Here is a 12121-nt window from a genome sequence, read left to right on the forward strand (position 1 = left end):
GAATGGTGAAAATTCTTAAAAATACGAAATGGTTGCTACTGTTTTATTTCCTACTAAGTGGAGTCGTTATGGCTGGCGTTATATATATGGGCGTTTACATGGGTTATATTGAAGTGAAGGACAATGTGATGTGGTTGTATTACTCGCTAGGTATTATCATATTCACAGTGGTTATAGGTTATATGGCAGGTCAGCGTATTCAGCGTGGAATTGATGTTCTAGATCTTAATATGTTACAGGTAGCCAAAGGGAATCTATCTGTTCGGATGCCTGTAGCAGAAGATCAATCGTTCGCACGTGTATACTACGAGTTCAATACGATGATGGATACGGTAGAGAAAAAGATGAAGTTACTGCAACGATTAGGCGTCCAAGAAGTATTGGAGCATGAGAAGTCAGCGGAGAATGCAGTAATTGAAGAACGGCGACGAATGGCAAGAGATCTGCATGACACAGTCAGTCAGCAGCTTTTTGCCATTCATATGTCTGCATCGGCTCTTCCTAAGGTGATGGTACACAATGAGGAGCATGGGAAGCTGGTCATGGAACAGCTAATTAGTATGTCCCATCTAGCACAGAAACAAATGCGTGCACTCATTGCTCAGCTTCGACCCGTGGAACTTGAAGGTACATGCTTGGCTGAGGCACTAGAGAAATGGTTTCCGGATTATTGTCGTCAAAATGGACTTAAAGGGATGAAGGAACTAGAGTTGCAAGGAGAGTTAGCTGAAGCGATAGAACATCAACTGTTTCTTATTATTCAAGAGGCTATGGCTAACATTGTGAAGCATGCACATGCGAGCTTGGTGAGTATGTCTTTGCGAGAAGGGCAACATCAGGTGGTTCTTAGTTTGAGTGATGATGGTCAAGGTTTTAATGAAGGATTACAAAAACAAGGATCGTATGGACTACTTACCATGAGAGAAAGAGCAGAGAAATTGGGCGGACATGTAGAAATCATTAGTAAAGAAGGCGCAGGGACGACGATCCGAGTGCATATTCCTAAATTTACGCCAGGAGAGAAAGATTCTCTGAATTCTACACAAGAGGGGGAAGTATAACGATGGAAGGTAATATAAAGATTTTACTTGTAGATGATCATGATATGGTACGTATGGGGCTCAAAACGTATCTCATGTTGGAACCGAAGTTCGAAGTCATTGGGGAAGCAAGACATGGTCAAGAAGCATTGGATATGCTGAAACTTGGATTTCCAGAAGGTCCTCCGGATTTAATACTCATGGATTTGATGATGCCAATCATGAATGGTGCAGAGACCACTAAGGAAGTTCTAAAGGAACATCCCCTTATGAAAATTGTTATCTTAACTAGTTTTCTTGAAGATAATCTAGTAGTAGATGCTATAGAAGCAGGAGCCGTTAGTTATGTGCTTAAGACGGTATCGGCGGAAGAGTTAATATATGCGCTTCAAGGTGCTTTTAGGGGTATGCCCGTGATGACTGGAGATGTCTCTCAGGCTTTAACGCGGGGCATTCGCCAACGGACGGTCGAAGCGGACGCATCTGGGCTTACTGAACGTGAGAAGGAAGTCCTCCTTCTTATTGCAGAAGGAAAAAGTAACAAGGATATTGGTGAGGAGCTACATATTAGTATCAAAACGGTCAAAACACATGTTAGTAATTTGCTTATGAAATGTGAATTAGATGATCGAACTCAGCTCGCAATTTTTGCACATCGTAAAGGATGGGCATAGATATAAATGATACATAAGCTGAATCTATTATTTGATGTTTTATCTCTCTTTAAATTGTTTTTAATGTGCCATTAAGGTTTATGGGCGATGATAAGAACAGTTAAATAATATCCCGCCTACAACAATGAGGTAAGGGTATAGGAGGTAATTAAAGATGGATGAGCGAAATGAGAAGTTTGGACGATTGGAAGAAGATTTGGATCAAGAAATGTCGAAAAGCAAAGAGTCTTCAGAATCAGGTTCTTCCTATTATTATTCCTACGGACCGTTTAAATCGATAAGTGAAGATAGTGTGATACAGAATGAAGATAATTCTTATGATAGAGATAAAGTGGAAGTTACGCCACCTCGACCTCTTCGGAACTTACCTGTGGCAACTGCATTCAGTTCTTCAGAAGGTGGCCAAGGTGGAGGGAATAACAACTATGGTGGAAATGATTCTGGTGGAAATGGCGGAAACGGTGGGAATGGTAACTGGCAATATAGCAAAAAACCGAAAAGCTCGGTTAAAACGATATTGGTGTCATTCTTAGCAGGGATGGTGGTCATTACGTCTCTCATGTTTACGGCGGATCGTATGAACTTGTTCACACCGGACACATCGCTTGCGGCGATTGCTCCAGTGGAGTCAAATGGATCACTCGTAACAACACCTGATAATAAGTCAGGTTCGTCTTCTGCTACTGCGACATCTTTACCTTTGTCGAAGCCAGGAGATGTGGCAAGTGTATTTAAGGAAGCAAGCCCTGCGGTTGTGAAGATTGCAACGTTGGTTAAGTCAGGTAATACTAGAAGTGGGCAGCAGACTAATCCATATTCTAACGACCCTTTTAGCTATTTCTTTGGCGATCAAGGGAAAAGCGGTAATAGTGAGAATAATGAGAATAATGGATCATCGTCTGATTCTAAATCACAACAATTGGTTCCCTACGGTATAGGATCTGGATTTATCTATGATAAAACGGGTTATATTCTGACTAACCATCATGTCATTGATGGTGCAGATGTGATACAAGTGACGATAGAAGGTAATAATAAGCCTTACGAAGCTAAGCTTCTTGGATCAAGTAAAGAACTTGACTTAGCGGTACTTAAGATTGAAGGCGACAACAATTTCCCTATCGTTCCGATTGGTAATTCGGATAATACATCGGTAGGTGAAGGTGTAGTGGCAATTGGTAATCCACAAGGGTTTGATCATACGGTTACATCCGGTGTGCTTAGTGCGAAGGAACGAACAATAGATATCAATGAAGAAGACGGTAGTGGTACGCGTAAGTACGAACATTTATTACAAACGGATGCTTCTATTAATCCTGGTAACTCCGGTGGACCGCTCTTGAACCTAAAAGGTGAAGTAATCGGAATGAATGTTGCAGTGAGTGCTGACGCACAAGGCATTGGATTTGCTATCCCAACGAATGTAATCTCTGAAGTTGTGGATAAGCTTAAGAATAATCAAGAAATTCCCAAAAAACCAGTTCCATTCATTGGCGCTTCTTTGTTAACGATGACCGATGAGGTAGCCAAGCAAATGGGATCAACGGTGAAAGAAGGTTCCGTCGTTTCTGAAGTTACCTTTAAATCTCCTGCTTACGCTGCAGATGTTCGTCCGTATGATATCATCGTAGGGATTAATGATACAAAGTATCCTACGAGTCAGGATCTTATCGTGTTCATTCAGTCGAAACAAGTGGGAGACAAGATTACTCTAAATATTGTGCGGGATGGAAAAGAAGTTAATCTTCCTGTTACGATTGGAAATAAGAATGACTTTAACATCACGACTAAGTAATAACAGAACAACAATCGGAAATTTTTAAAAGTAATAGCGGAAGGGATTCTCTCCTTTCGCTATTGCTATATGTTATCGTAGAGTAGAGACGATACAAGGAACTTCAACATGTTTATAAATAGCTATTATTAAAGGGGTTATGATGTATGCGTTCTACGATCTTACTGATTGATGATGATGAGAAGATTATTTCAATGTTACGTAGAGGACTTGCTTTTGAAGGATACGATGTTTCAACAGCAGCAAATGGTGCAGAGGGTTTAAATATGATCCTTAATAGCGAGCCGGATCTGGTTGTACTCGATATTATGATGCCTAAGGTGGATGGCTTTGAAGTGTGCCGAAGACTTCGAGAAGGCGGAAGTATGGTGCCTATTCTAATGCTAACCGCCAAAGATGAGATTGAACATCGTGTTAAAGGGTTAGATATTGGAGCAGACGATTATTTGGTGAAACCTTTTGCACTTGAAGAGTTGCTAGCTCGTGTACGTGCATTACTTCGACGTAAACCTGGCCTGAATGAGGCGGGAGAGCCAAAGCTCAGCTACGAAGATATTATTCTCGATATGGATGCAAGAGAAGTGCTGCGAGGTGGTGTTCGATTAGAGTTAACGGCTAAAGAATTTGAACTACTGAACTTATTTATGCAGAATCCAAAGCGTGTGTTATCCCGCGATTTGATCATGGACAAGATATGGGGTTATGACTATAGCGGAGAATCCAATGTATTAGAAGTATATATAGCGATGTTGCGTCAAAAGATGGAAGAGCATGGAGGGAAACGAATCATTCAGACGATCCGTGGAGCAGGATACATTCTAAGAGGGGATACATAATATGTCCATCCGACTTCGATTAACGGCATGGTATTCAGCCATTCTAGCTGTAACATTGATTATCTTTGGTTCGATTGTATATGGCGTTATTTATTATAATACGTATGATGAAGTGGAGAAACGAATTTATCAGCAGATAAAACGAATTAATCCGTTGATAACTATTGATCGATTTACAGGGACAGTGGGTTTCACATTTACGAAAACGTTAAATAACTTTGAGGAAACACAGATTATTGCACAGATACACGATTATACTACAGGTGTAAATATACCTGATCAGAATTTAAAAAGATTAAGCTTGATTGAGATCCCTATTCCCTCAACTGCACCTGAAAAAGTGGTGGCAAGTCTCAGCCGTATTCAAATTGATGGGAGTCCGTTTCTTTTATATCAAGCACCCCTTACTGCTTATGATGGAGGGCCTGTCATAGGCCTTCTCCAAATTGCTGCCTATACCAAATCAGAGCAAAATCTATTAGATGGACTTCAAAATATTCTTGTGTTGGGTTCGGCGATCATGATTATTATCGCTTCGAGCTTGGGATTATTCCTTGCACATAAATCAATTCGACCAATAGGTAAAGTGATTGAAGCAGCCAATCAAATACAGAAGGGCGCTGATCTTAGCGTAAGGATTGAGTATAATGGTCCTCAGGATGAAATTGGTCAGTTAATAGGAACCGTAAATAATATGCTTAGCCGGATGAATGGATTCTACAAAGAATTAGAAGACGCCTATGCAGCTCAGCGAAGATTCGTGTCAGATGCCTCCCATGAACTGAGAACGCCGCTTACGACGATTCGAGGGAATGTTGATCTTCTACAGAAAATGTGGGATAAGGAATCGGGAGATCGTCCTAACATGGATGAGGAGACATTGCAGATAGTGTCTAGAGAAGCACTCGGTGATATTTCCGATGAAGCCAAACGAATGAGTCAACTTGTAAGCGACATGCTTTCGTTGGCGCGTGCAGATACAGGACAGACTTTTATGAAATCACCGGTTCCACTCGAGCCCTTGGTTGAGGAAGTTGTTCGTCGAGCTCAATTTCTGCCTCATCAAGCAGAATGGATCATAGGTAACTTATCCACACTAAATGGTGTCTATGTGTTCGGCAATAAGGATTATTTGCAACAAATGCTGTTTATATTTATTGAGAATGCGTTCAAATACACACCTGAAGGTCAGGTATCTCTAGATGCATTTAGATATCAAGATCAAATAGGGATACGAATAGCGGATACAGGCATTGGGATGGAAAAAGAGGATGTCCCATTAATCTTCGAGCGTTTCTATCGTGCTGATCAGTCAAGAGGGGTCACAGAAGGTATTGGCTTAGGATTGTCGATTGCGAAATGGATTATTGAAGAAATGGATGGTTCTATAGAAGTTGTAACACGAGTTGACGAAGGGACAACCTTTATTATCTGGCTCCCAATGATCTTTCCTGTCCCATTGGAATAAGGTATAATGGATAAGAGTTAAGCTTATGAAAAGAGGTCGATACCATGGAAGTGCTTAAGATTTCTCCTCGGGGATATTGTTACGGAGTCGTTGATGCGATGGTGCTTGCACGCCAAGCGGCTCAGAATTTAGATCTTCCCCGGCCTATATATATATTGGGTATGATTGTCCATAATAGCCATGTCACGAATTCATTTGAAGACGATGGTATTATTACATTGGATGGTGCTAACCGTCTTGATATTCTAGATAAAGTAGAGAGTGGAACTGTTATATTTACTGCTCACGGTGTCTCTCCAGAAGTGCGTAAGATTGCTCGGGATAAAGGATTAACCACGGTAGATGCGACTTGTCCAGATGTAACCAAGACCCATGTTCTGATTGAGGAAAAGGTCAACGATGGTTATGAAGTGATCTACATTGGTAAGGGTGGTCATCCAGAGCCTGAAGGGGCTATTGGTATCGCACCTGAGCATGTTCATCTCATTGAAAAAGAAGAAGAAATAAAGGATCTTCATTTAGATTCCACGCGGATTGTTATTACGAATCAAACCACGATGAGTCAGTGGGATATTAAGCATATTATGAAGAAATTATTAGAGAAATTCCCTTCTGCTGAAGTGCATAATGAAATTTGCTTAGCAACACAAGTACGTCAAGAAGCGGTAGCAGAACAAGCGGGTCAAGCAGACCTCGTGATCGTTGTAGGTGATCCAATGAGTAATAACTCGAATCGTCTTGCACAAGTATCCGAGGAGATAGCTAACGTTACAGCTTATCGGGTCGGCGATGTGACTGAAATTAAGCGGGAGTGGCTTGAAGGAATCTCTAAAGTTGCCGTTACATCAGGTGCCTCTACTCCTACACCTATTACGAAGGAAGTTATACGATATCTTGAACAGTATGACCCTAATGATTCAGGTACGTGGGAAACGGTACGAACGGTTAATATGAAGAAGTTACTTCCATCTGTTAAAGTGAAAAGTAATACGATAATATAACCCATGTATAACTAAGAACTAGCTAATGATCATGGATAGAAATGCGACTCGAAAGATAGACTCTTTTTTAAAAGAGTACTCATCTTTCGAGTCTTTTTTTGCGTTCAACCTATATTGTTGGACTTGACGGGATACATAACTTCGGGTATATTTACTTTAGTGATTAAAAGCATAACAGCATAAAAGCTTAAAAGCGTGCAAGCGTCTAAGTGTGTTAGTGTAAAATTAATATAAGGAAAGGATGACATAAATTATGATCGTAATAACTTCGAATGTAACGCCGGACGAACAAATAGAGGAAATTGTAAAAGTGATTGAGAAGGAGGGGTTACAGGCTCATGTATCTAGGGGAGCAGATCGAACCGTTATCGGTTTGATTGGTAGTGTGAATCCTAAGTTATCCGAACATTTACGCCAAATGAAGGGTGTAGAGAACGTGGTTAAGATCTCTAAATCTTATAAACTTGCAAGCAGAGATTTCCACCCGGAAGATACGATTATTGATATTAAAGGTGTGAAGATAGGCGGGAAAGAGATTGTTATTATGGGAGGACCCTGTGCTGTAGAGTCAGCAGAACAGATTGATGAGATCGCTGCATTGGTCAAAGCTGCGGGCGGTCAGGTGTTGCGAGGTGGGGCATTCAAACCACGGACGGGGCCTTATAGCTTCCAAGGTGTTGGTGTAGAAGGACTTATCATGATGCAAGAAGCAGGAAAGAAACATGGATTGTTAACAATTACTGAAGTCATGACCCCTGAATATGTTGATATTTGTGCTGAATACGCGGACATTTTACAGATCGGAACCCGTAATATGCAGAACTTCGACTTACTACGTAAACTAGGAACCTGTGGCAAACCAGTTCTTCTTAAACGTGGGTTCAGTGCAACCTACGATGAGTTACTGAATGCTGCAGAGTACATTTTAGCTGGAGGAAATCCAAATGTTATGTTATGTGAACGAGGCATTAGAACATTTGAGTCCTATACTCGTAATACGCTTGATTTAGCTGCAATCCCTGTATTGCAACAATTAAGTCACCTGCCAGTGATATCTGATCCAAGTCATGGTACAGGACGCCGTGAATTGGTAGCTCCGATGTCTAAAGCTTCTATAGCTGCGGGTGCTAACGGTCTTATTGTTGAAATGCATACTGATCCTGATAATTCAATGACGGGTGATGGTGTACAATCCCTCTTCCCGGATCAATTTGCAGAATTATTGAAAGATTTAGAGAAGTTGGCTCCTATTGTAGGTAGAACCTTCAATACAGAGAAAGCTCCAGCAGAGAAATTTCTTTCTAGAGTGTAAGAGCATAATGATACCTGTCAAAATGAATCGTTAAAAAATTCAAACCACTTCCGGCTTTGTTATGAAATCGGAAGTGGTTTTTTTTGTCATTTAGATAATTCTACACTTATGTTAGATTATATGACATATTAAAAAGAAATACCTGACATACGTATTGACGTTAAAAAAAATACGTTCTATAATTGCGACATCAGATAAAAGAAATCATGAACATTTTTAATCAATTGGATGGTTAATGTTCGGAATTTAGGGGGAAAAGGAAATGTCAGTTGAGAACGTATTGAAAATTATTGAGGATAATAATATTGAGTGGATAGATTTTCGTTTTGTAGATCTACAAGGACGTGCTCATCATATTTCATTACCATCTTCAGAAGTAGACGCAGAAACATTTGTGAACGGGGTTGCGTTTGATGGTTCCTCAATTACCGGTTTTCGCGGCATAGAAGAATCAGATATGGTTATGATGCCTGACCCTGAAGCAGTATTTATCGACTCCTTCACTGCACACCCTACTTTGAACATTATGTGTAACATCCATACGCCAGATGGCGAGCGTTACGAGCGTGACCCACGCGGAATCGCTGCTAAAGCAGAAGAATTCTTGCAGAAGAGCGGTGTAGGTACGACAGCATTCTTCGCACCTGAATCAGAATTTTTCATCTTTGATGATGTGCGTTACGAAAGTGGCATGAATAGTTCTTCGTTCTTCGTTGATTCGGAAGAAGCAGCATGGAACACGAATCGTAAAGAAGAAGGCGGTAACCTGGGCTTTAAAATTGGTGTCAAAGGTGGATATGTTCCAGTTGCACCGGTAGATACGCAACAAGACATCCGTAGTGAAATGTGCCGTTTGCTTGCAGAAGCGGGCTTGCGCGTAGAACGTCATCACCATGAAGTGGCAACAGCAGGTCAAGCTGAAATCAACTTCCGTTTTGATACTTTGAAGAAAACAGCAGATAACTTGCTTGTTTATAAATATATCGTTCACAATACAGCACGCCAATATGGTAAAGTTGCAACATTTATGCCGAAACCTATTTTCGGTGATAACGGTAGCGGGATGCACGTCCACCAATCCATTTTCAATGGCGACACGCCTCTTTTCTATGAAAAAGGTGGATATGCTAACCTGAGTGAAATGGCTTTACATTACATCGGTGGAATACTGCATCATGCACCAGCATTGATTGCATTGACGAACCCATCTACGAACTCATTCAAACGTCTGGTTCCTGGTTATGAAGCTCCAGTAAACCTTGTGTACTCCAAAGGTAACCGTTCCGCAGCCGTACGTATTCCAGTAGCCGCTGTAACGCCTAAAGGATGTCGCATTGAGTTCCGTACACCAGACTCCACAGCTAACCCTTATCTTGCGTTCTCAGCAATGTTGATGGCTGGTCTTGATGGTATTAAGAGAAAGATTGATCCTCAAGAATTGGGTTATGGTCCAATGGATAAGAATATCTATGAAATGTCCGATGAAGATAAATTCAAAATCCGCAGTGTTCCAGGTACCTTGGATGAAGCGTTGGATGCTTTGGAAGCAGACTTTGAATTCTTAACAGAAGGTGAAGTGTTCACGAAGTCCTTCATCGATAACTATATTAATATGAAGCGTAATGAAGCTAAGGCAGTAGCAGTTCGTGTTCATCCACATGAATATAGCCTCTACTTCGATTGCTAGAATTGGTATTATAAAATCATAACTTATCTTGATCCTTCGGGTTTCCCGAAGGATCTTCCTTGTTGAATGTATTATAAGGAAGAATGCCTTTCTACTGTGTCGCTTTAACCCGATAAATAAAAATGTATTTACCTATAAATAATTTTAATGTTAGATTTAAGTTCGAAAGTGCAAATCGTACTTGATGGGTGGTAGGAATACTGCTATCATTGCGGTATCATAAAAGAAGAAAGAGAAAGGGTGGGGAGTACACTTGACTAAGAGAGCCTATAATTTTAATGCAGGACCTGCTGCACTACCGCTTCAAGTTCTAGAACGTGCACAAGCTGAATTTGTGGACTTCAGAAATTCAGGAATGTCTATTATGGAGATGTCTCATCGCGGTAAAGTTTACGAAGAAGTACATAATGAAGCAGAAAGTCGTCTGCTGTCATTGCTTGGTGGCGGAAAGGGATATAAAGTCCTTTTCTTACAAGGCGGAGCAAGTACGCAATTTGCAATGCTTCCTATGAACTTACTATCAGAAGGTAAAGTTGCTAGCTATGTTCACTCGGGAAGTTGGGCTGATAAAGCAATCAAAGAAGCCAAACTGATTGGGCAAACAAATGTGGTAGCTACATCGGAAGCGAATAAGTTTATGTCTATACCTGATCTTAGCAATATTCAATTGTCTGATGACACAGCGTATCTACATGTGACTTCCAATGAAACGATTGAAGGTACACAATATCAACAATTTCCTGATACAGGCAATATTCCATTGATTGGCGATATGTCGAGTGATATTCTCAGCCGTCAATTTGATCTGAATCAATTCGGACTTATCTATGCAGGTGCTCAGAAGAATCTAGGTCCTTCTGGCGTTACAGTTGTTATTGCACGGGAAGAGTTAATTAATAACTCACCGAAGAATATCCCAACGATGTTACGTTATAATACACATTCTTCAAACAATTCATTGTATAACACACCACCTGCTTTTTCAGTATACATGGTTAATGAAGTATTGAAATGGGTGGAAGAGCAAGGTGCTCTTGAAGGAATTGAGAAGATTAACCGCAAGAAAGCACAGCTTATCTATGATACAATAGACAACAGTGGTGGCTTTTATCGGGGACCTGTTGAAGCAGGTAGCCGTTCGATTATGAATATCACTTTCCGTCTGACTTCTGAGGAACTTGAGAATCAGTTCATTAAAGAATCAGAATTGGAAGGCTTTGTGGGTCTCAAAGGCCATCGTAGTGTAGGCGGTTTACGCGCCTCAATCTATAATGCGGTTCCTTATGAGAGTTGTAAAGCACTAGCTGATTTCATGTCACATTTTCAAAAGACTCATGGGTAAGGAAAGTTGATTAGTCATTCACTTTCTAGTACTCTTAGCCTTCCACCCTTTGGTGGAGGGTTTTTGTTGAGGTTCCTCGGAACAATTGGGGTTATACTAACTATAAATAGATAGATGGAGGATATCATCATGGCATTACATATCGTACTTGTGGAACCGGAAATACCGGCAAATACAGGGAATATTTCAAGAACATGCGCTGCGACAGGTGTACATTTACATTTGGTTCACCCACTTGGGTTTCTTACCGATGACAAGACATTAAAGAGAGCAGGCTTAGACTATTGGCATGCCGTTCATATTGAATATCATGATTCTTTTGCAGAGGTGCAAGAGAAGTATGCGGGCAGCCGGTTTTTCTATGCTTCGACAAAAGCTAATTTAAGGTATAGTGACTTTGAATATCAGGATGGGGACTTTTTTGTATTTGGTAAAGAGACAAAGGGGTTGCCACTAGAATTACTTGAAGCTAACCCCGAAACATGCATGCGGATACCGATGGGTGAACAGGTTAGATCATTAAATCTTTCCAATTCGGCGGCAATTGTTGTATATGAGGCATTGCGACAATTAGATTTCAATGATTTAAGATAAAAATTGTCGAACACAGCAGGATTCGACATAATCATATCGAACTATTAAGATAGACCCATTTTTAGATGTAGTGGGACTAGTATATTTTTTGATAGGGGAGTGTAGTACCATTATGAAGCCTGCTGGTGTGGTTCGTAAGGTGGATCAGTTGGGGAGAATTGTCTTACCCAAATCATTGAGAAAAAGATATCAGATGAATGAAGGGGACCCGGTAGAGATTTTGGTCCAGGGAGATCATATTATTTTGGAAAGATATCGTCCCAAATGTGTGTTCTGTGGTTCGGTAGAAGAAGTGAATGAATTCAAAGAACGTCTTATTTGTGCACAGTGTCAGTCAGAGATGTCGGATTTACTTCGGGCCTAATGCATGTA

General features: G+C 40.7%; 11 protein-coding genes. All 11 read left to right on the forward strand.

Annotated features, from left to right (window positions below; genetic code table 11):
• Positions 1 to 2 precede the first annotated feature (2 nt).
• Complete coding sequence (locus tag BW961_RS07600) at positions 3 to 1061, forward strand: sensor histidine kinase (RefSeq protein ID WP_068582982.1); 1059 nt, start codon at positions 3 to 5, stop codon at positions 1059 to 1061.
• Between the two features lie 2 nt (positions 1062 to 1063).
• Positions 1064 to 1714, forward strand: a complete 651-nt coding sequence (locus BW961_RS07605; RefSeq protein WP_068582985.1) for a response regulator — start codon at positions 1064 to 1066, stop codon at positions 1712 to 1714.
• A gap of 154 nt (positions 1715 to 1868) precedes the next feature.
• On the forward strand, positions 1869 to 3509 hold the full coding sequence (locus BW961_RS07610) for a S1C family serine protease (protein ID WP_068582988.1): 1641 nt from the start codon (positions 1869 to 1871) through the stop codon (positions 3507 to 3509).
• Between the two features lie 146 nt (positions 3510 to 3655).
• Positions 3656 to 4345, forward strand: a complete 690-nt coding sequence (locus BW961_RS07615) for a response regulator transcription factor (RefSeq protein WP_068582991.1) — start codon at positions 3656 to 3658, stop codon at positions 4343 to 4345.
• A gap of 1 nt (position 4346) precedes the next feature.
• Positions 4347 to 5813: a sensor histidine kinase gene (locus tag BW961_RS07620; RefSeq protein WP_068582993.1), complete on the forward strand. Its 1467-nt coding sequence runs from the start codon at positions 4347 to 4349 to the stop codon at positions 5811 to 5813.
• A gap of 44 nt (positions 5814 to 5857) precedes the next feature.
• On the forward strand, positions 5858 to 6814 hold the full coding sequence (locus tag BW961_RS07625; RefSeq protein WP_068582996.1) for a 4-hydroxy-3-methylbut-2-enyl diphosphate reductase: 957 nt from the start codon (positions 5858 to 5860) through the stop codon (positions 6812 to 6814).
• Positions 6815 to 7067: 253 nt separating this feature from the next.
• On the forward strand, positions 7068 to 8126 hold the full coding sequence (gene aroF, locus BW961_RS07630) for a 3-deoxy-7-phosphoheptulonate synthase (protein ID WP_068582999.1): 1059 nt from the start codon (positions 7068 to 7070) through the stop codon (positions 8124 to 8126).
• A gap of 262 nt (positions 8127 to 8388) precedes the next feature.
• Positions 8389 to 9813 (forward strand): type I glutamate--ammonia ligase, encoded by a 1425-nt coding sequence (glnA, locus tag BW961_RS07635; protein ID WP_068583001.1) that lies wholly within the window; start codon positions 8389 to 8391, stop codon positions 9811 to 9813.
• Positions 9814 to 10066: 253 nt separating this feature from the next.
• Positions 10067 to 11155 carry a 3-phosphoserine/phosphohydroxythreonine transaminase gene (gene serC / locus BW961_RS07640; RefSeq protein WP_068583004.1) on the forward strand — a complete coding sequence of 363 codons (1089 nt, stop codon included), beginning with the start codon at positions 10067 to 10069 and terminating at the stop codon, positions 11153 to 11155.
• Positions 11156 to 11284: 129 nt separating this feature from the next.
• Positions 11285 to 11749: a tRNA (uridine(34)/cytosine(34)/5-carboxymethylaminomethyluridine(34)-2'-O)-methyltransferase TrmL gene (gene trmL, locus BW961_RS07645; RefSeq protein WP_068583005.1), complete on the forward strand. Its 465-nt coding sequence runs from the start codon at positions 11285 to 11287 to the stop codon at positions 11747 to 11749.
• A gap of 112 nt (positions 11750 to 11861) precedes the next feature.
• Positions 11862 to 12113 carry an AbrB/MazE/SpoVT family DNA-binding domain-containing protein gene (locus BW961_RS07650; protein WP_068583008.1) on the forward strand — a complete coding sequence of 84 codons (252 nt, stop codon included), beginning with the start codon at positions 11862 to 11864 and terminating at the stop codon, positions 12111 to 12113.
• The last annotated feature ends 8 nt before the right edge of the window (positions 12114 to 12121 follow it).

The sequence above is a fragment of the Paenibacillus macquariensis genome (assembly GCF_900156375.1).
Lineage (GTDB): Bacteria > Bacillota > Bacilli > Paenibacillales > Paenibacillaceae > Paenibacillus_AQ > Paenibacillus_AQ macquariensis.

Excerpts from the sequence above, each read along its gene's own strand:
- glnA (WP_068583001.1), top strand. The coding sequence starts at position 8,389 with ATGTCAGTTGAGAACGTATTGAAAATTATTGAGGATAATAATATTGAG.
- BW961_RS07615 (WP_068582991.1), top strand. The coding sequence starts at position 3,656 with ATGCGTTCTACGATCTTACTGATTGATGATGATGAGAAGATTATTTCA.
- aroF (WP_068582999.1), top strand. The coding sequence starts at position 7,068 with ATGATCGTAATAACTTCGAATGTAACGCCGGACGAACAAATAGAGGAA.
- BW961_RS07620 (WP_068582993.1), top strand. The coding sequence starts at position 4,347 with ATGTCCATCCGACTTCGATTAACGGCATGGTATTCAGCCATTCTAGCT.
- BW961_RS07610 (WP_068582988.1), top strand. The coding sequence starts at position 1,869 with ATGGATGAGCGAAATGAGAAGTTTGGACGATTGGAAGAAGATTTGGAT.
- BW961_RS07605 (WP_068582985.1), top strand. The coding sequence starts at position 1,064 with ATGGAAGGTAATATAAAGATTTTACTTGTAGATGATCATGATATGGTA.
- BW961_RS07625 (WP_068582996.1), top strand. The coding sequence starts at position 5,858 with ATGGAAGTGCTTAAGATTTCTCCTCGGGGATATTGTTACGGAGTCGTT.
- BW961_RS07650 (WP_068583008.1), top strand. The coding sequence starts at position 11,862 with ATGAAGCCTGCTGGTGTGGTTCGTAAGGTGGATCAGTTGGGGAGAATT.
- trmL (WP_068583005.1), top strand. The coding sequence starts at position 11,285 with ATGGCATTACATATCGTACTTGTGGAACCGGAAATACCGGCAAATACA.
- BW961_RS07600 (WP_068582982.1), top strand. The coding sequence starts at position 3 with ATGGTGAAAATTCTTAAAAATACGAAATGGTTGCTACTGTTTTATTTC.